Here is a 19,383-nt window from a genome sequence, read left to right as displayed (position 1 = left end):
GGGCTTGGGCCAGGCTTGCCGGAAGCGGCGGAATTTTTTTTGACGCGGGTTTGATGAAATTGCGGCGGGGCATCGTCCAAAGAGTTGTACCTATGAACAACCCAATGAATCGTCGGAAATTTCTCAAGGCCGGACTTTTTACCACGGCCGCGCTCAACATGGTGCCGGGGGGCGTGCTGGGATTGAACGGGCAAACCCCCGCCAACAATCGTTTGAACATAGCGGGGGTGGGGGTCGGCGGGCAGGGCCACAGTGATTTGCGCAACATGAAAAGCGAAAACATTGTGGCGTTGTGCGATGTGGACTGGCGGCAGGCGGCCGGCGCGTTCAAGGAGTGGCCGGAGGCCAAAAAGTACAAGGATTACCGCGTGATGCTGGAGGAAATGGACAAGAGCATAGACGCGGTGGTGGTGGCGACGCCGGACCATGTGCATGCGTTTGCAAGCATCGCGGCGATGCAGCGCGGCAAGCATGTTTATTGCGAGAAGCCGTTGACGCATTCGGTGTATGAGGCGCGCATGGTGGCGCAGGTGGCCCGCGAGAAGAAGGTGGCCACGCAAATGGGCAACCAGGGCCAGGCTTCCGAGGAGACGCGGCGGTTGTGCGAGTTTGTGTGGGATGGGGCGATTGGCAACGTGCTGGAGGCGCACATCTGGACGGACCGCCCTTCGCAGGGGTTGTTCAATGAATACTGGCCGCAGGGGGTGGCACGGCCCAAGGAGACGCCGCCCGTGCCCGAAGGTTTGGACTGGGATTTATGGGTGGGGCCGGCGCCGATGCGTCCGTATCATCCGGCCTACCTGCCGTTCAAGTGGCGGGGTTGGTGGGATTTTGGAACGGGGGCGCTGGGGGACATTGGGTGCCATGCGATTGACCCGATTTTCCGGGCCTGCAAATTGACGGCTCCCACCAGTGTGCAGGCTTCGTCCACGCGGGTGAACACCGAGACGTACCCGCTGGGTTCGATGGTCACTTATCAATTTCCCGCGCGCGGCAATCTGCCGCCGATGAAACTGGTCTGGTACGATGGCGGGTTGCGCCCACCGCGGCCGGAGGGGCTGCCGGATGGCGTCACGATGGGCGACAACGGGCGGCTGCTGGTGGGCGACAAGGGGTTTATTTTGGGCAACCGCCTGTTTCCGGAGGCGCGCCGGAAGGAATACACGGACCCGCCGCGCACCATTGAACGCTCGCCGGGCCATTATCAGGAGTGGATTCTGGCCTGCAAGGGCGGCAAGACGCCGGGGAGCCATTTTGCGTTTGCGGGGCCCCTGACCGAGGCGGTGCTGCTGGGCAATGTGGCGCTGCGGGTGCAACTGCGGGAGGAATTGACGCGCACGAAATTGCTGTGGGACCCGGTGGCGTTCCAATTCACCAACTGCCCGGAGGCCAATGCGTTTCTCAAGCGCAACTACCGCGAGGGCTGGAAACTGGTTTGAGCCGGGGCCGGCGGTTACACGGCTTTGAGGGCGGCCTGTAAATAGCCGAGGGCGTACGCCATGCCGGCGTGCCAGGGGGCGGCGCAGGTCATTTGGGGGGCGTGGTCGGGGATGATTACGCCCGCAAAGCCGTTGCGTTTGAGGATGCGCAGCACTTCCAGGACGTCCACATCGCCCTCATCAATAAAGGTTTCCTGATAGGTGGGGACTTTGCCGCGGACGTTGCGCAGGTGGACGTAGGCAATGCGGCCCTGGCGGCTGTAGGTGTCCACGGCCTCGTACACGTCGCCCTCGGTCATTTCGGCGAGGGTGCCGACGCAGAACTCGAGCTGGTTGCGCGGGCTGGGGGCCAAATCAATGAGCTTTTGGTACAAGTGTGGCTGATAAACCAGCCGTGGCTGGCTCCGCACAGTGGGCAGGGGCGGGTCATCGGGATGCGCCGCGAGGGTGACGCCCGCCTGCTCGGCCACGGGCAGGACGGCCTGTAAGAAATCGCGGCAGCGCTGCCACAACTGTTCGGGGGTGGCGGAGGGGACCACGCCGGGGGGCGCGTGGGGGTCATAAATCATGTTCCAGACCATGCCGTTGGGCATGGGCTTGTCCACCGGTCCCGCCATGCCCACCGCTTCGGCGCCGCCGCGGGCAAAGGGGCCTTTGACGCGCCCGGCCACGCCGGCGATGGAGAAGTTGTAGCCCATGATGGGGATGCCGGCGGCGCCGAGGTTGCGGATGATGGTTTTCAGGTTCTCCAATTGCTCGGCCTTGCGGGGGCCGTCGAGGAGAACGTCGTGCCAGTGGGCGGGGTCAAAGTTTTCAATGGCCTCCAATTCCAGGCCGGCGGCGTTGACCTTGCGTCGCAGGTCCAGCAGTTCGTCCACCGTCCACAGATGCTGGGGGTCGCCCGCCAGTCCCCAGCCGGAATCATCGCCCACGGGCTGGTCGCCGGGGCGGTTGCTGCGGGAGGAGCGAAAATAATCCACCAGATGGGCGACGATGTGGGTGCAACCGCACTGGCGGGCGAAGCGGAAATGCGCTTCGTCGAGCTGATGCCGATAGAGGCCAAGACCCAGTTTCATGCGAGCCGATTAAAAGCCAATGCTGGCGCCGCCGTCCACCGGAAGGATGACGCCGGTGACAAAGCGGGCGGCTGGTGAACAGAGATAGACGGCGGCCATGCCCACGTCTTCCGGCTGGCCGAGGCGGCCCATGGGGGTGCGGCTGAGGATTTTTTGCCGGCGGGCGGGGTCCTGGGCCAGGGCCTTGTGGGACATGTCGGTTTCAATCCAGCCCGGGGCGATGGCGTTGACGCGGATGCCCTGGGGTGAGAGTTCGGTGGCCAGGGCGCGGACCATGCCCACGTAGGCGCTTTTGGCGGCGCTGTAGGCGACCACGTTGGGGATGCCGAAGAGGGAGGCCATGGAGGCGATGAACAAGAGGCTGCCGCGGCCCTGTTGCATCATGGCTGGCGCGACGGCACGGCTGAGGGCGTGAGCGCCGAGGACATGGGTGGTGAGCACTTGCAGGAATTCCTGCTCGGTGGTGTCCACGGCCGGTTTTTTGAGGTGAATGCCGGCGTTGTTGATGAGAATGGTGATGGGGCCATGCTGGCGCTGGACCTGCTCGATGAAACGCGGCGCCTGCTCCAGTTGGTCCACGTCATGGACCGCGAAACTGGCTAGGGGGCCGATACTTTGCGAGGCGGCCTCCAACGCGGCGGCGCGGCGGCCGACGAGGACGACGCGGGCGCCGGCGGCGGCGAGGCAGCGGCCCATCGCCAGCCCCAAACCAGTGCCACCGCCAGTAATGACCGCCAGTTCGCCATCGAGGCGAAAGGGGCAGGGCCAGGCGTGCAGAGCGCAGTCTGTGGCAATGCCGGTGTTGGTGTGTTTGCTCATGTGTGAGTCCTGTTCAGCCGCCCCGCACGGGGCGGGTTAGTCCCTAAATGTGTGCTTCCTGGCGGATTTGGCAAATCTGAATACGCACCACCGGCGCGGCGTTTTAACATTGAGCCGTGTTGGGCAAAACGGCAGCATGGATTCAATGATTGACATGAAAAATCCACCTCGATTGTCCTGGCGCGCCTTGGCTGGCGCGATGTGTTTTTTGGCGGTCTGGGTGTCCCCGGCGGCGGCGCCGGTGGCGCCGGTGATGCTGGAGGATTTTGAAGGCGCCACCAACCGCTGGTCCTTCAGTCCGGGGGCGGAGTTTCCCGGGGCCAAAGGCCGGTTTTATTTTTCCCCGCAGGCCGCGCATGGGGGCAAAATGGGGGGGCGGCTGGAATTTGATTTCAGCGGCGGCGGCAATTATGTGGCGGCACTGTTCCGGGCGCCGACCAACGTGCCCAGCCATTTGAACGCGCTGCAATTCTGGGTCAAGCGGCCCGAGGGGCACAGCGTGGTTTTCCGCTACACCGATACCACAGGCCAGACTCTGCAAAAGCCGGTGGAATGTCCCGCGGGCCGGTGGGTGCGGGCCACGGTGGTGTTTGAGCAATGGGCGAGTCATTGGGGCGGGGCCAATGACGGAAAAGTGCACGGCCCGCCGCGCCTGCTGGCCCTGCTGATTGACAACGGCGAGACGCGGCAGGGGGCGGTGGACTTCGACGAGCTGGCACTGGTCAGCGCGGAGTCGCTGGTGGCTCGGGTTTCGTGGCCGGCCTATCAGTTTGCCGAGGCGGAAGGCTGGCGGTTGCGCGTGGAGGGCAACGGGGGGGAAAGCCGGCTGGAGGGGCGGCGGTGGACGCTGGATTTTACGCAAGGGGCGCGCTCGATGGGGCTGGGTCTGCCGGAGCGCACGCTGTTGGGGAATGTGGACCGGTTGCGCCTGCGTGTGCGGGGCGATTTGCAGGGGCATCCGGTGCGGGTCACCTTGGGCACGCATTTCATGACGTTTCACAAGGAGCTGACGCGCGTGCCCTCCTCCAGCGGCGATGGCATTACGGAGTATGTCACCGACGGGCCGCCCGGCCCGGGCTGGGAATGGTACGGTGGCGAGAACGATGGCAAAATGCACGGCCCGCTGCGGCTGGGCACGTTTCAGGTGCTGGCGGGGGGCTTGCAGGACCAGCGCAGCGTGGAGCTGGTGGAGGTGCGCATTGAGGGCTCGTGCCCGGCGGACAAACGGTGCCTGCTCACCGCCGAGACCCGCGAGGAGGAGGGCCGCTGGCAGAGCACGGCCACTTTGCGGGCGCTGGCGGAGAAGCCGCTGGATGGCGAGCTGGCGTGGGTGTGGCGGACGTGGGACGGGCAGGAGGTGGCGCGCCAGCGGCAGAAAGTGCGCGTGCCAGCGCTGGGCCAGCCCTTGCAGGTAACCGTGCCGGTGCCGGCGCCGCAGGCCAGCGCCAAATTTCTGGAAGCCGAGTTTTCAGTGGAGATTCCCGGGCAGGATGTGCCGCCGGTCACCACGGCGTGGGTGGCGCCGCTGGAGGCCAGGGGTGACGGCAAGCTGGAGCCGGAATCCCTCTTTGGCATGGGGCTGTACCTGTACCGTTATGGCGGGGACGCCCGCGGTCTGGCGCAAATGGAGCAGGCGGCGCAAATGGCGCGCGAGGCGGGGGTGAAATGGTCGCGGGAGGAATTTGCGTGGTCACGCATTGAGCCGCGCAAGGGCGAATACCAATGGAAGTTTTACGACGACATGCTGGCGTGCGCCCAGCGCAATGGCATCACGGTTTATGCGATTGTGTGTTACTGGGCGCCGTGGACGAAGGCGTACACGCAGGAAGGAATAGAGGATTATGTGCGTTACCTCCAGGCGCTCGTCAAACGGTACGGGAAGGACATCAAGCAGTGGGAAATCTGGAATGAGCCGAACATCTTTTTCTGGCAGGGGCCGAAGGAGTTGTACGCCGAGCTGTTGAAACGCAGTTACGCCGCAATCAAGGAGCTGGACCCGCAGGCGGAGGTGCTGGGGCTTTCGACGGCGGGCATAGATTACAAGTTCATGGACCAGATGCTGGCGCTGCAGGCGCCGTTTGACATCCTGACCATTCACCCCTACCGGCGCGTGCTGAAAGACACCGAATTCATCGCGGATTTGAAGAAGGCCTCCGACAAGGTCAGGCTGCCGGATGGGCGGCGGCGGCCGGTGTGGCTGACGGAAATGGGGTGGTCCACCTTCACGCCGCACAACACGCTGCGGCAGGATTTTGCGCCGACCTCGCTGCGGGCGCAGGCCGAGTTGATTGCCCGGAGCTACCTGTGCGCGATTGTTTCCGGGGTGGAGCCGCGCACCTTCTGGTACAACTTCCGCAATGACGGTGAGGACCCGATTTATTTTGAGCATCAAATGGGCATCATTTACCGGGATTTCCGTCCGAAACCGGCCTACCGCGCCTATGCCGTGCTGGCGGGCTTGCTGCGCGGCAAGGTGCTGGAGGGGCCGCTGCCGATGGAGGGGGAGACGCTGGCCTACGCGTTCCGCGCCCGGCAAGGGGGGCAGCGCGTCATCGCGGTGTGGAATCCGGCGCGTGAGGCGCAGGTCAACGTGCCGGTGAACGGCAAGCAGGTGACGCTGGTGAATGCCATGGGGGAAAGCCGCCGCGTGGTGGCTCCCAATGGCCGATGCGCGCTGAGCCTGCGCAAAGGGGCGGTGGTGTATGTGGTGGAATAATGGGTGGGAATAAAAAACGGGTGGAGCGAGTGCTCCACCCGTCGAAGGGCTTGATGGTGACCCGTATCAAGCCACGCTAACTTGCGCGGGCTTGGCCAGGATGTTGTGCTGGCTGGGCATGGGGGGTTTCAAGGTGCGGAATTCGCCCCATTGCATCTTGGAGACATCGGTGTAGAGCGCGTCCGGCCCGTATTTGAACTCATTGTTGAGGATGTCGTCCCACTTGACCTCGCCGCCGCTGTAGGCAGCCTCGCGGCCCATGATGGCGGTGAGGGTGCTGTCGGTGACGTTCTTGGCCTCGTTCAACTCGGTGCCTTTGACGATGGCGTTGATGAGGTCAATGTGCTCCTGGGTGTAGGGGTCGTTGCTCTGCAGGCGGAGGCTGCTGCGCCAGCGCTGGCCGTCCTTGGTGGAGATGCTGCCGCTGGGATTGGAGGTGCCGAGGGTGCCATGCACGGCCTCGCTGACGGAGGCCCAGGCGCGTTTAATCTGGCCGCAGTAGCTGTACATGCGGGTGCCGTTGGCGTACTCGTATTCCACGGCAAAGTTGTCCCAGATTTCGCCGGCCTTGTCGCCCAGTTGCTGGCGGGCGCCCATGCCCCAGCAGCGGACGGGGTGGCTGTTCATAATCCAGTTGCAAACGTCGAGGTTGTGGACGTGTTGTTCGCAAATATGGTCGCCGGAGAGCCAGATGTAGTGGTACCAGTTGTTAATCTGCACTTCCAGCGGGCTGACGCCGGCTTTGACGCCGCGATGCCAGATAGGCCCGCCGTTGACCCAGTAGGCGCGCAGGGTGACGATGTCGCCGATGGCGCCGTCCTGGAGGCGCTTGATGGTTTCAATGTAACCGGCCTGGTGGCGGCGCTGCGTGCCGGCGGCCACTTTCAAGCCCTTTTGTTTGGCCATTTCGTAGGCGGCATACATGATGCGGCAGCCAGGGGCATCGGTGGCCACCGGTTTTTCCGTGAAGACGTGTTTGCCCATTTCGATGGCGGTCTTGAAGTGAATAGGGCGGAATCCGGGCGGCTCCGCGAGGATGACGTAATTCACGCCCGGGACGGACATGGCCTTGACATAGCTGTCGAAGCCGCTGAAGCGCTGGTTTTCCGGCACCCCCCATTTGTCCTGCAAATCACGGGCTTTGCCGGGGAAAATATCGGCCGTGGCAACGATTTTGGCCTGGACGCCGGCGGCCTGCGCGGCGTTGAGGAAGTTATTGCCGGCGCCGGAACCGCGCCCGCCCAGGCCGATGATGGCGGCATTGAGGGTAATGTTGGCCTGGGCATGGAGAATGGAGGGGAAACCCACAGCCGCCGCGCCCGCGACGACGGTGGCGCCCTTCAAAAAGTTACGACGTGTGACTTCGGTTTGCTGTGTATTGGTCTTTTTCATAAGTGTGTGTGACAGTTTATTTCCACCATTGGCAGGCAAAAAGCCAGCCTTTTTTATGATGGTTTTGCGGCTGCGCTCAAGGCAGTGCATCAGGAATTGGACGGTTTCGCTGGCGCGCATCTTCAAATTGCCAAGCGGGCCGGGGTGGGTCAACATTCCGGCTCATGAGTGAACTGCGTCCCGCCGGACCGTCTGCTGCGGCCGGTTACCGGCACACCCTGAGCCTGCGCGTCCGTTACAGTGAAACGGACCAGATGGGGACCTATTACAACTCCCGGGTGCTGGAGTGGTTTGAGTGCGCCCGCACGGAGCTGCTGCGGAGCCTGGGACTGCCGTATGCCGAGATGGAGAAACGCGGCGTCCTGCTGCCCCTGGTGGAGGCGCATGTGGAATACCTGGGGCGGGCGCGGTATGACGACCCTTTGCAGCTCACGGTGTGGGCGGCTCCGGAGGGCCGCGCCCGGTTGCGGTGCTCGGTGGAAATCCAGCATGGCGAGACTGGCAAACCGGTGGCGCGGGGCTATACCATTCACGGCTTCACCGATGCGCAGGGCCGGCCCATCCGTCCGCCGGCCTGGTTCTGGGAAACTTTCCAGCAGGCCCTGGCGGCGCAGGAAAAAGCGGCGGGCTGAACCTTTTTTCCCGCAGCGAAGTCCTTCTTTTCCGCCGGTCGCTCTGCCCCGCCCTACTCCGGCGGCTTGAGCCAGAAACTGGGGTGAGGGGGTTGATTGTAGCCCACGTTTTGCCAGGCCACCGCCAGGCGATATTGCCGGTCCTGCATGAGGGTGGGCAGGCGGAAAGTTGCGGGAATGGTGGAGACATAGAGCCGCAATTCGCGGCCGTCGGGAGTGCGCCAGAGGACTTCCTCGCGCCAGTCGCCCAGCAAATCCGCACTCAGGCAGGGGGTGGCCTTGGTGCCGTTGTTCGAGACGCAGCCTTCGGCTGTGAGCAGGGTGGATTCTGTGGCGGTCTCCCAGTTCCACTTGGTGATGACGTTGCGGTCCAGCAATTCACGCAGGGGGTCGGCATCCCACCAGACGGCGAAGTTGCAGGAGCGCGGGCGGCGTTCAGAAATCAATTCGCCGCGGGCATTCCACAAGCCGCTCAGGCCCGCGCCGGCGGCCCAGCATTCGGCGCCGGGATGGCGGGGGTCAATGTCAATCGCCAGACCACGCCCCACATCGGGGGAGCTTTTACTCCAGAGGATTTTTCCGGTGCGGGCGTCCCGGAAGGAAACGCCGTGGGGATGCCGGGCTTTTTCGTGGATGCCGAAGACTTCCAGGCCGGGGCGGGTGGGGTCCAAATCGCTGACGTGGAGGGCATCGCCGTGGCCCAGGCCGGTGGTGTAGAGGCCGCGCCCATCGTCATCCATGGTGCAGGCGCCGTAGATGATTTCGTCGCGGCCGTCGCCGTCCACGTCGGCCACGGAGAGGTTGTGATTGCCCTGGCCGGCGTACTCGCGCAGGGCCGGGGGGCCGTCGTGGCTGTCGAAGGTCCAGCGCCGGGTGAGGCGGCCGTCCCGCCAGTCCCAGGCGACGAGGACGGTGCGGGTGTAATAACCGCGGCAGAGGACGAAGCTGGGGCGCTGGCCGTCCAGGCAGGCCACGGCGGCGAGGAAGCGGTCCACGCGGTTGCCGTAGTTGTCGCCCCAGGCGGCCACCTCGCCCCGCGGGGGCAGGTAATTGGTGGTGACCAGCGCGCGGCCGGTGCGGCCGTCAAAGACGGTGAGGAATTCCGGGCCGGTCAGCACGTAGCCGTCGGGGGAGCGGTGGTCGGCCTGGGCGTCGCCGATGACCTGGCCAGCGCCGTCCACGGTGCCGTCGGCGGTTTTGCAGACCACCTCGGCGCGGCCGTCGCCATCGAAATCAAAGACGAGGAATTGGGTATAATGAGCGCCTTCCCGGATGTTGCGGCCGAGGTGGATGCGCCAGAGGCGGGTACCATCCAGCTTGTAGGCCTCGAGGATGGGGGGGTCGGTCTGGCCGCGTTGGGAGTTGTCGCGCCCTCGGCCGGCCTGATGCAGCACGATTTCGTATTCGCCGTCGCCATCCAAATCACCCGGGGCGGCATCGTTGGGTTGATACCCGGGCGGGGTTTGAAGTGGGATGGCCAGGTAGGGGCGCGGCCCGAGGGCCAGGTTCAACTCGAAGGAGCGTCCCATGGGTTGTTCCACCCCTTTGAGTATGGGGCGGACGAAGTAAGCGGCCAGGCCGTTGGTGGGGGCCGTTTCATCCACGAAATCGGTGGTGCGGCGGAGGGGCTGTGGATTCAGGCGGACGGGGGCGCCACCGTTGAGGGAGCGGTAGAGATTAAAGGCAATATCGGGGGGGTCACCGGCCAGCAGGCGCCAGCCGATGTACACGCGACCGGGGGCGGTTTGCAGGGCGACGGTTCCCCGGCCGAGGTTTTCGAGGGGGGCTGCCAGTGCGCTGGATACTGCGGCCCAAAACAAAAGCACTCCGGCCCAAGGCCGGAGTGCGCTGCCGGTGGGAGGCATGGTTCTATTTCTCTTCTTCCCAGGGCACCTTCCAGAGATAGACGGTGTGCTCACCTTCGTGCACATAAGAATTGTCGCCGTCCTGGCGTTTAACGACAACTTTCTCGACCTTCAACGGCTTGGCGCCGCGCATGTCGAAGTCATGGGAGACGATGCGGGAGCCGGGTTTGAGCTTGCGCAACTGGGGCATGAGTTTGACGTTCAAGTCCGGCAACAGGTAGAGGGTCACCACGGTGGCCTCGCTGAGGTCGAGCTCGAAGATGTCGGCTTCCTTGATGGTGACCAGATGCTCGACCTTGTTGGATTTGACGTTTTCGAGGGATTCCTTGACCCGCTCGGGGTTGATGTCGAAACCGTAGGCCTTGACGCCAAACTTTTTGGCGGCGGTGACGACGATGCGCCCGTCGCCGCACCCCAAGTCATAAACGATGTCGCCTTTTTTGACCTCGGCCAGTTCGAGCATCTTGTCCACGACCTCCTGAGGGGTGGGGACAAAGACGACGTCCGGCTGGCGTTTGGGCGCCGGGGTGTCGGCGGCAAACACGGTGGGGAGGGAAACCGCCACGACCAGCGCGCAGGCCAGGAGGGCGGAACGACGCGATAACTTCGAGTATGGCTGCATAGTTATGATTTAGGACGCATTTGTTTTGACGGAGGTTACAATTAGCCGTTGCCTGCGCCGTTCGTCGAGCGCAAATTAGGGGTGGTATGCGGTCCCGGTCATGGTTGGGGCTTTCGTTGGCCCTGAATGTGTTGCTGCTGGGGCTGTGGTGGCGTGAAACGCGCCGACCCGCGCCCCCACCCGCCTTGCCGTCGGCGGTGGCGAGGGAAAGCCGCCCCGTGGTGGTGCCCGCGCGGGTGGTGACCACCAATATTTTCATTCAAACCAACACCTTTCATTGGCGGCAGGTGGAGTCGGAGGATTATTTCCAGTACGTGGCCAACCTGCGCGCCATAGGCTGCCCGGAGACGACCATTCGGGACATCATTGTGGCGGATGTGAATCAACATTACGCCCGCAAACGGGCGGCGCTGGTGACCACGGAGCAAGACCAATGGTGGCGGCTGGAGCCGGACCTGGAGGTCATGAGCCGGGCGGCTTCCGCCCTGGAATTGCTGGAGCGGGAGCGGCGCCAGTTGCTGCGGGCGCTGCTTGGCCCCGACTGGGAGGCGCAGGAGCGGGCTTCGCTGCCGGAGCGCAAGGCCGCCGGGCCGAAGTTCAGCGGGCCGGTGCTGAGCCAGTTGCCGGCCGCCACCATCAGCGCCATTTACGATGCGTGGGACACCCTGCAACGCCGGCTGGCGGAGCATGTGCGGCAGCAGGCCGAGCTGGGCCGTCCGCCGGACCCGATGGTGAGCGCCCACCTGCAGCGGGAATATCGGGAGCGGCTGGAGCATTTGTTGACGGCGGAACAGTTGGAGGAATTCCTGTTGCGCAATTCGCCGCTGGCGGACCGGGCGCGGGCGGTGTTGCAGGGATTCGATGCCTCGCCGGACGAGTTCCGGACCATTTTTCGGATATTGGACCGGGCTGAGCGCCAGTTGATGTGGGCCACGGTGACTTCGCCGGAGGCCTATGAAGCTCAGCGCCGGCAGTTGGAAAAGCAAACCGAGGCTGAATTGCAGCGGCAACTGGGGCGTGAGCGTTTCCAGGAATACCGGCTGAACCAAGACCCGGTGTTTCGGCAGACGCGGCTGCTGGCGGAGGAATTGGGGGTGCCGCCCGAGGCCACCCTGCCCTTGTACGAAATTCAAAAGGCCGCGGCTGAGGAGGAGGCTGCCATTCGCAACAATCCCGATTTGACGCCCGATGCCCGCACGGCGGCCCTGCAGACGATGCGCGAGCAGCGGGAGGCGGCGCTGCGCACGTTGCTGGGTGACCAGCTCTACGAGGATTACACCAGGAGCCGGGAGACCCGCCGAGGTCCGTAGGCGCCGGAAGCGGGGGGTTATTATTTTCCCGGGGTTGGTTTGCGGCGCACCAGTTTTTGCAGGCGGTGGTTGTTGCCGTCGGCCACGTAGAGGTTGCCGTCCGCGTCCAACGCAATGGCCCAGGGATTGTTGAACTCGCCCGGGCGCGCGCCGGGCTGGCCGATGATTTCGACCGGCTTGTCTTGCGCATCCAAAATCTGGATGCGGCTGTTGCCGAACTCGCACACATACTGGTAGCCGGCGGCGTCCACTTTGATGTCATACGGATAAGAGAACTCGCCCGGGCCGCGGCCGGGTTTGCCGTGCAGGCGCAAGAATTTGCCGGAGGCGTCAAAGATTTGGATGCGGTGGTTGCAGGAATCGGCGACGTACACGCGGTTGTGCCGGTCCACGGCCACGCCTTCGGGGCGGTTGAACTCGCCGGGGCCGGTGCCACGCTGCCCCCAGGCGGCCAGCAGGCGGCCATCCGCGGCGGCGAAGGCCTGGACGCGCTCCACGACGGTGTATTCGGGGATGAAATAATCGCCGTGGGCATTGACGGCAATGGCGCGGGGGAGGATGAACTGGCCGGTGTTGGTGCCACGCTGGCCCCATTGGCGGACCAGGCGGCCATCGGGCGTGAAGTGGTTGATGCGCTGATAGTGCGGCTCAACTACGAGGATGTTGCCCGCCAAATCCACCCCCATGCCTTTGGCCTTGCCCAGGTCGGTTTCGGGCATTTGCCAGGACAATAAAAAGGCGCCGGCGGGGGAGAATTTTTGCACGCGGCCGGTCATGTCCACGGCATAGACATTGCCGGCGCGGTCCACGGCAACGGAGCGGGGTTTGCTGAATTGTCCGTAGCCGCTGCCGCGTTCGCCGATGATTTCAGAGCGTTCAAAAAACCGGCTGTTCAAGGGGGCCTGCCGGCCGGCGGCGGGCTGGCCGCAGCCGGTGGCCAAGAAGAGGCAGGCCAGGCCCCCCGTAAAAGCAGCGACAGACCGCCAGCGAAGCTGAGCCAGAAAATGCGCGGCCCCCCAAAGCGCCAGCGGCAGCAAGGCCAGGGCGACCAGCCAGAGGCAAAGGGTGTTCACCAGGCCATGATGCCCGTAGTGCAGGAGGTTGAACACGCGCAGGGCGAGGGTTTCTCCGCCGGGCGGCTGGATGAGCAAAATGGTTTCCGCATCCCACAGCGTCAGCAAATAGATGAGGTACCAGACGGCAGCCAGCGGCGTGCCTGCCTGAGGCCAGACGGCCACGCGAAACCACGCCCAGCCGCGCGCGCCTTCCAGGCGGGCGGCTTCCAACAAGGTGCGGTCCATCGCGCCAAGGGCCAGGCGCGTGCCAAACCAGCCCACGGCGAAATAGCGGACGGCGAGGGCGAGCCACATCATGGCGTGGCTTTGGTAGAGTAATTCGAGCCCTGGCCGGTTCAACAGTTTAATCCAGGCCACTGCCAACAACACGCCCGGGACGAAGAAAGGCAGCCATAACCCCCATTCCCACCCGCGCATCGGCAGCGGGCGGCCGGCGTGGGCGCGATGCGCGATAACCCCCGCCGCAGTGGCGGCGGTGGCGGCGATGGCGGCGTTGAGCCACGAATGGAGCAGCGCGCTGCGGTCACTCCAGGCAACGGGCAGGATTTCCTGCCAGCCGCCTGCGGGCCATAGTCGCACCAGCGGGGCGATGACGGAGAGAAGCAGCAGGAGGGCCACAATGCCCAAGGTTCCGCAAAAGGCCGGGCGGCCCAGACGCTGCTGGTAAAGTTTCGCGGGCGCGGCTCCGCTGGCGCGCGGCCAGCTCCATTCGCGCTGGCGGCTGAGCGCGCCCAGGAGCAGAGCGGCGGCGGCCATCAAGGGGAGGCCGCGTTGCAAGGCCGCCCAGGCGTCAAGTTCGGTGTTGAATGCCACCCACATTTCGGCCGGGAGCACGCGCACCTGCAGAATGGCGGGCACGGCCAGGTGATTCAAGGTCAGCACGGCCACCAGCCCGGCGGCCAAAGCCAGCCGGCGGACGGCCGCAGGCCACAAGAGCCAGCGGCACAGGGGCCATCCCCGCAAGGCAGGCTCGCTCTCGTAATGTTCACGGGTCAGGGCCTGCCACGCGCTCCAGGCGGCCAGGCAGGGGATGGGCCAGAACATGAGGGAGAGCACCCAGGCCGCGCCCGGGAGGGAATAAATCTTGCACCAGGGCGGCAGCAGGTGGGCCAGGCGGCCGCCGGCGCCCAGCCATTCCAGCCAGGCGTCCACCACCACGAAAGAGGGGAGAGCCAGGGCGGTGATGACTCCGCCGAGGACCAGCGCGCGGGCCGCGCCCCGGAGGCCGTTCAACGCGAGCGCGGCCGGCAGGCCGGCAAGCAACGTGGCGGCCGTGACCGCCGCCGCCAGCGCCAGGCTGTTGCCCAGCAGGAGCCAGTTCATCGCAGGAAGATTTGCTTGAGCCGCTCGTTGGTATCCTCGAGGTCGCGGAGCACTTCGTCCCACCGCACTTTCAAATGGGGGCGCAAACCGGGCTGGGCGCCCTCGAGGGCCTCGGCGTTGAGGAGCGCATCCAACACCGGCCGCGTTTGGAGGTAACGAAACAGCGCCTCGGCTTCGGCCGGACGAGGCGCGTTACGGATGACGGCCACGGTGTTGGGAATGAGCAAGGTTTCTTCGGTGAGGGGGAGGGCGATGATGGGGTAGCCGCGTTTTTTGCCGGCGGCAATGTCATCGGAATCGGTGAGGCCAAGCGCGGCCTCACCGCGGCCCACGAGGTTGACCACCACGGAATTGCCGTCCACCAGGAGGGGTTGGTTGGCCTGGAGGGCGCGACACCATTGCTCCCAGGCGGCGGTGCCCCAGTATTGGCGCAAGGCGTGGAAATGGGTGGCGGTGGTGCCGAAGAGGGGGTAGGCCAGGGCGATTTTGCCGCGCCAAGTCCGGTTGGTTAGTTCGCGCAGGTAGAGGACATTGGTGACGGTAAGGTGGGGCGCCAGGCGGGTGTTGACGACCAGCCGCCGGCTGCGAAAGCCAAAGGCCGCCCAGCCATTGGTGGGCCGAAAGACGCCCAAGGCCGCCAGTTGGCGGGTGCGAAATTCCTCGTTGCCCCAGAAGACATCGGCCTGGGGCCGGTTGGTCTCGGCCAGCAGGCGGTTGGCCAGCCCCACGGTTTTGACGGCCTCGCTGTCAAAGACGGTGCGCACGCGGATGCCGGTTTCGCGGGTGAATTCCCGCAGGATGGGTTCGGCGAAGACCTGGTCCTGGGCGGCGTACACAACGACCTCGCGGGTGTCGCTGCGCTGGCATCCAGTCAAGGGGAGTATGAGGGAAAGGAGAAAGGCGGCCATGACCGCCAAACCGGCGAGGAGGCGCCATGCCTTGGATTGAGAACGAGCCTGTTCCCCCACGGTCATCAGGACTTTGCATTGCATGATTGAGGGGAAAGTTTAATGGCTTCCGGGTTGTCTGCCAAGGTTAACCGAGACGGGCGGCGGGCGCGGCAAAGGGGAGCCGCCGAGCATGGGCGAAAAAGGCGCGGGTTTCTGCGGTTTGCAGTGATGGGTTTATCTCCTGTGTGCGCTATTTCTCACTCTTTGCTTAAGGCGGTGGAATATTCAACAGAAGGCAACGAAGTGATGGTGAGGCAGTGTCTGGTTTCTGCTCCGTTCCCTTTGTTGCCTTCTGTTCTTTTCTGTTTTTGATGTCCGATTTCTTTTTCTGGCTTTCAACATCCGCTGCATTAGTGGCAGGTTCAACCCCATGCATCCATTATATGAGCAAGCTAATCGGTTAAGCCGCCACGTCATTGGAGCGGCCATCGAGGTGCACCGCCTCAAAGGCCCCGGTCTTATCGAAAGCATCTATGAAAAATGCCTGATGCGCGAGTTGGAGCTTCGCCAGCTTCGATTTCTCAGCCAGCGGCTGGTCAAAATCGAATACAAGGGCGTGGTATTTGAGGAACCGTTACGCTTCGATGTGTTGGTGGAAGGCTGCCTGCTGCTGGAGTTGAAGTCGGTGCAAGAAATCCAGCCCATGCACCAGGCGCAACTCCTGAGCTACATGAAGTTGCTCGATATTCCGGTGGGCCTGCTAATCAACTTCCACCAAATCAAACTGACGGATGGAATCCGCCGCTTAATCCTGCCGGGAGCAAACCAATAAGAGATTCCAACAGAAGGCAACGAAGGTAACGAAGTGGTGGTGAGGCAGTGTCTTGTTTCTCCTCCGTTCCCTTTGTTGCCTTCTGTTCATTTCTGTGTTTGATGTCCGATTTCTTTTTCTGGCTTTCAACATCCGCTGCATTAGTGGCAGGTTCAACCCCATGCACCCATTATATGAGCAAGCTAATCGGTTAAGCCGCCACGTCATTGGAGCGGCCATCGAGGTGCACCGCCTCAAAGGCCCCGGTCTTATCGAAAGCATCTATGAAAAATGCCTGATGCGCGAGTTGGAGCTTCGCCAGCTTCGATTTCTCAGCCAGCGGCTGGTCAAAATCGAATACAAGGGCGTGGTATTTGAGGAACCGTTACGCTTCGATGTGTTGGTGGAAGGCTGCCTGCTGCTGGAGTTGAAGTCGGTGCAAGAAATCCAGCCCATGCACCAGGCGCAACTCCTGAGCTACATGAAGCTGCTCGATGTTCCAGTGGGCCTGCTAATCAACTTCCACCAAATCAAACTGACGGACGGAATCCGCCGCTTAATCTTGCCGGGAGCAAACCAATAAGAGATTCCAACAGAAGGCAACGAAGGTAACGAAGTGATGGTGAGGCGGTGTCTGGTTTCTCCTCCGTTCCCTTTGTTGCCTTCTGTTCATTTCTGTTTTTGATGTCCGATTTCTTTTTATGGCCTTCGATTCCCGAGGCATGGCTGGCAGGCCCAAGCCTATATAAAGCAGGATGTGTCCAAATCTGTCCCAGGTTAAATGCAGGATTGCCAAGGGGCGAGGAGTGGCGCATCTTAAGGCCCCGAATCCTGATATGAAACTCTGGCACAGGGCAGTTTGGGGCTTGCACCGGGGCGTGCTGTGGTTGCCGGCGCTGGTATTGCTGGCGGCCTGCCGGCCGGACGCGGTGGAAGTGTTCAACGGACGGGACCTGAGCGGCTGGCGTGAGCCGCACGGCAAATGGCAGGTGGTGCAGGCGGTGCAGCTTTCGCCCGCCGACCCACGGCAATTTGTTTTTACCGACGGCGCGGGCGTGCTGGTCAATGGGCGCAACGAGCGGACCAGCGATTTGCTGAGCGTGCTGGAGCACGGGGATGTGGCGGCGCACATTGAGTTTTGCGTGCCCAAGAACTCCAACAGCGGGGTGTATTTCATGGGGCGGTACGAGGTGCAGATTCTGGATAGCTGGGGGGTGAAGGAGCCCAAGCACTCGGACTGCGGGGGCATTTATGAGCGGTGGAAGGACAACAAGGGTTATGAGGGGCACGCGCCACGGGTCAACGCCAGCAAACCGCCGGGAGAATGGCAGACGTTTGAGGTGATATTCCGCGCGCCGCGATTTGATGCGAGCGGCAAGAAGGTGCAAAACGCGCGGTTCGTGAAGGTGGTGCACAATGGGCAGGTGGTGCATGAGAATGTGGAGGTGACGGGACCGACGCGGGCGGCCACCTTTGAGCACGTGCCGGAGGCGCCGACGGGGCCGTTGATGTTGCAGGGGGACCACGGGCCGGTGGCGTTTCGGAAGATTACCCTCAAAGCGCTCAAACTAGATTAAAAGCGGGTGCAACCTCCGGCCACCAGGGAAGCGCGGCGGCTGCGGGACCTCTCGCCGCAGCAATGGCGCAGCGGGATTGCGGCGTGGCTGGGGTGGTTTTTCGACGGGCTGGACATGCACCTGTTCACGCTGGTGGCCACGCCGTTTGTGATGGCGCTGGTGCATGCCGCCGCCAGTGACGCGCCCGAGGTCAAGGAAAAAGGCTCGTACATTCAGGCGGCCTTCATGGTGGGGTGGGCGTTGGGCGGGGGATTGTTTGGGCGGATTGGGGATTTGCTGGGCCGGAGCCGGGCGTTGTGCCTGACGATTTTGACCTATGCGCTGTTCACGGGGCTGTCGGCGGTGGCGCAGACGTGGTGGCATCTGATGATTTTCCGTTTTATTTCGGCGCTGGGGATTGGGGGGGAATGGGCGGTGGGTTCAGCGCTGCTTTCGGAGACGTGGCCGAAACGGTGGCGGCCGTGGATTGCGGCGGTGCTGCAAACGGGGGTGAATCTGGGGGTGTTGCTGGCGTGTCTGACGGCGTTTCTGATGAAGGGCATCAATCCGCGGTGGGTTTTTCTGGTGGGGGTGTTGCCGGCGTTCATTGTGTTGTGGATTCGCCGGCATGTGCCGGAGCCGGAGGAATGGGCCTCGGCGCGGCAGTCCGCGAGGGCAAAAAGGGAAAAGGCGCCGGGGGTGCGGGATTTGTTTCGGGGAGAGGTGCGGCGCATCACCCTGCTGACCATTGTGGTGTGCGCCACGGGTCTTTCGGGGTGGTGGGCGTTCATGTTCTGGCAGCAGCATCACGTGATGAATCTGGCGCAGTTGCGGGAGTGGACGATGGAGGCCAAGCGCGGGCTGGTGGCGCAGACGTTTTTCTGGATTATCGGCATTTCCATTCTGGGCAATTTTGTGGCGGGGGCGCTGGCGCGGCGGCTGGGGTACCGGCGGGCCATTGCGCTGATGAGCGCCGGTTTTGTGGCCACGTTTATTGGCGCGTTCGGGCGGGAGTGGGATTATCGGTGGCTGACGGGATTCTGGCTGCCGGCGATTGGTTTTTGGAGCGGTTTGTTTGGGTTGTACACGATGTTCTTGCCGCCGCTGTTTCCGACGCTGCTGCGCACGACAGGGGCGGGTTTTTGTTACAACATTGGCCGGCTGGCCAGCGCGGTGGCGATCATTGTGTTTGGGGCGCAAACGGCCACGGCGGATTTTCGGGTGACCTTGATGGCGGTGGGGATGCTTTTTTTGGCGCCCATGGTCGTGACGCTCTTCCTGCATGAGCCTGCCGATGAGCAGCCGGCCGCGGGCGCGGAAAGCGGGGCGTGAAGCGCAGGGGCGGGCGGCGTTGCAAAGCCTCGCCGGCGAGTTAATTTGAGGTCATGGGCAAACAGTATTGGTTGGTCAAACAAGAGCCGGCGGATTATCCGTGGGAGCAATTCGCGCGCGAGGGAGGGACGGCCTGGACGGGCATTCGCAATTATCAGGCGCGGAATTATCTGCGGGCGATGCAGGCGGGGGATGAAGTTTTCTATTATCACAGTGGCGAGGCGCGCTGCGTGGTGGGAGTGGCGCGGGTCACGCGGACGGCGTACCCGGACCCCACGGCCACGGAAGGAGACTGGGTGTGTGTGGACCTGGCGCCGGTAAAGCCGCTGGCGCAGCGGGTGAGTCTGGCCCAAATCAAGGCGGATGCCGTGCTCCAGGAGCTGCCGCTGGTGCGGCAATCGCGTCTGTCCGTCTGCCCCGTCAGTGCGGCCCAAGCCCGCCGGTTGAAGGAACTGGGAGGGGTGTAGGGCGGGACTGCCTGGTCCAGGCTTCCGGGGGTGGGCATTGGGGACGCCTCCGCCGGC

At 63.6% G+C, this 19,383-nt stretch carries 16 protein-coding genes; 9 read left to right on the top strand and 7 right to left on the bottom strand.

The window, feature by feature from the left end; translation table 11 throughout:
* Window positions 1-92: 92 nt before the first annotated feature.
* Window positions 93-1,439, top strand: coding sequence for a Gfo/Idh/MocA family protein (locus tag NXS98_RS16455; protein ID WP_283846148.1), 1,347 nt, complete (start codon window positions 93-95; stop codon window positions 1,437-1,439).
* Between the two features lie 14 nt (window positions 1,440-1,453).
* Here the strand turns inward: NXS98_RS16455 and NXS98_RS16450 are convergent, their stop codons facing one another.
* Together NXS98_RS16450 and NXS98_RS16445 are read right to left on the bottom strand one after the other, a co-directional pair.
* The gene (locus NXS98_RS16450; RefSeq protein ID WP_283846147.1) at window positions 1,454-2,515 is read right to left on the bottom strand and encodes a mannonate dehydratase; all 1,062 of its coding nucleotides are present in this window, start codon (window positions 2,513-2,515) and stop codon (window positions 1,454-1,456) included.
* A 9-nt stretch (window positions 2,516-2,524) separates the two neighbouring features.
* Window positions 2,525-3,334: an SDR family NAD(P)-dependent oxidoreductase gene (locus tag NXS98_RS16445; protein ID WP_283846146.1), complete on the bottom strand. Its 810-nt coding sequence runs from the start codon at window positions 3,332-3,334 to the stop codon at window positions 2,525-2,527.
* A gap of 154 nt (window positions 3,335-3,488) precedes the next feature.
* Between NXS98_RS16445 and NXS98_RS16440 the strand changes: the two genes are divergently transcribed.
* Window positions 3,489-6,050, top strand: a complete 2,562-nt coding sequence (locus tag NXS98_RS16440; protein WP_283846145.1) for a beta-galactosidase — start codon at window positions 3,489-3,491, stop codon at window positions 6,048-6,050.
* Window positions 6,051-6,116: 66 nt separating this feature from the next.
* On the opposite strand, the gene NXS98_RS16435 is transcribed toward NXS98_RS16440, so the two are convergent.
* Window positions 6,117-7,442 carry a Gfo/Idh/MocA family protein gene (locus tag NXS98_RS16435; RefSeq protein ID WP_283846144.1) on the bottom strand — a complete coding sequence of 442 codons (1,326 nt, stop codon included), beginning with the start codon at window positions 7,440-7,442 and terminating at the stop codon, window positions 6,117-6,119.
* Between the two features lie 164 nt (window positions 7,443-7,606).
* On the opposite strand from NXS98_RS16435, the gene NXS98_RS16430 reads away from it, so the two are divergent.
* Window positions 7,607-8,074, top strand: coding sequence for an acyl-CoA thioesterase (locus NXS98_RS16430; RefSeq protein ID WP_283846143.1), 468 nt, complete (start codon window positions 7,607-7,609; stop codon window positions 8,072-8,074).
* A gap of 53 nt (window positions 8,075-8,127) precedes the next feature.
* Here the strand turns inward: NXS98_RS16430 and NXS98_RS16425 are convergent, their stop codons facing one another.
* Together NXS98_RS16425 and NXS98_RS16420 are read right to left on the bottom strand one after the other, a co-directional pair.
* Window positions 8,128-9,939, bottom strand: coding sequence for a rhamnogalacturonan lyase (locus NXS98_RS16425; protein WP_283846142.1), 1,812 nt, complete (start codon window positions 9,937-9,939; stop codon window positions 8,128-8,130).
* 4 nt (window positions 9,940-9,943) lie between these two features.
* Window positions 9,944-10,561, bottom strand: a complete 618-nt coding sequence (locus NXS98_RS16420; protein ID WP_283846141.1) for an SAM-dependent methyltransferase — start codon at window positions 10,559-10,561, stop codon at window positions 9,944-9,946.
* A gap of 86 nt (window positions 10,562-10,647) precedes the next feature.
* Here NXS98_RS16420 and NXS98_RS16415 point away from each other — a divergent pair, with 86 nt between their 5' ends.
* Window positions 10,648-11,871 (top strand): hypothetical protein, encoded by a 1,224-nt coding sequence (locus tag NXS98_RS16415; RefSeq protein ID WP_283846140.1) that lies wholly within the window; start codon window positions 10,648-10,650, stop codon window positions 11,869-11,871.
* Window positions 11,872-11,891: 20 nt separating this feature from the next.
* Here NXS98_RS16415 and NXS98_RS16410 read toward each other — a convergent pair whose 3' ends face one another.
* Both NXS98_RS16410 and NXS98_RS16405 read right to left on the bottom strand, forming a co-directional pair.
* Window positions 11,892-14,270, bottom strand: coding sequence for a 6-bladed beta-propeller (locus NXS98_RS16410; RefSeq protein ID WP_283846139.1), 2,379 nt, complete (start codon window positions 14,268-14,270; stop codon window positions 11,892-11,894).
* On the bottom strand, window positions 14,267-15,262 hold the full coding sequence (locus NXS98_RS16405; RefSeq protein ID WP_283846138.1) for an extracellular solute-binding protein: 996 nt from the start codon (window positions 15,260-15,262) through the stop codon (window positions 14,267-14,269). The genes NXS98_RS16410 and NXS98_RS16405 overlap by 4 nt, the downstream gene beginning before the upstream one ends.
* Window positions 15,263-15,590: 328 nt before the next feature.
* Between NXS98_RS16405 and NXS98_RS16400 the strand changes: the two genes are divergently transcribed.
* The 5 genes from NXS98_RS16400 to NXS98_RS16380 all read left to right on the top strand — a co-directional run bounded on the left by NXS98_RS16400 (window position 15,591) and on the right by NXS98_RS16380 (window position 19,326).
* Window positions 15,591-15,992, top strand: a complete 402-nt coding sequence (locus NXS98_RS16400) for a GxxExxY protein (protein ID WP_283846137.1) — start codon at window positions 15,591-15,593, stop codon at window positions 15,990-15,992.
* A 160-nt stretch (window positions 15,993-16,152) separates the two neighbouring features.
* On the top strand, window positions 16,153-16,554 hold the full coding sequence (locus tag NXS98_RS16395) for a GxxExxY protein (protein WP_283846136.1): 402 nt from the start codon (window positions 16,153-16,155) through the stop codon (window positions 16,552-16,554).
* Between the two features lie 253 nt (window positions 16,555-16,807).
* Window positions 16,808-17,548 (top strand): 3-keto-disaccharide hydrolase, encoded by a 741-nt coding sequence (locus NXS98_RS16390; RefSeq protein WP_283846135.1) that lies wholly within the window; start codon window positions 16,808-16,810, stop codon window positions 17,546-17,548.
* A 6-nt stretch (window positions 17,549-17,554) separates the two neighbouring features.
* Window positions 17,555-18,859, top strand: a complete 1,305-nt coding sequence (locus tag NXS98_RS16385; protein WP_283846133.1) for an MFS transporter — start codon at window positions 17,555-17,557, stop codon at window positions 18,857-18,859.
* Window positions 18,860-18,912: 53 nt separating this feature from the next.
* The gene (locus NXS98_RS16380) at window positions 18,913-19,326 is read left to right on the top strand and encodes an EVE domain-containing protein (protein ID WP_283846132.1); all 414 of its coding nucleotides are present in this window, start codon (window positions 18,913-18,915) and stop codon (window positions 19,324-19,326) included.
* Window positions 19,327-19,383 lie beyond the last annotated feature (57 nt).

This window comes from Fontisphaera persica, from assembly GCF_024832785.1.
Lineage (GTDB): Bacteria > Verrucomicrobiota > Verrucomicrobiia > Limisphaerales > Fontisphaeraceae > Fontisphaera > Fontisphaera persica.
This window is presented reverse-complemented; position numbering and strand designations above follow the sequence as displayed.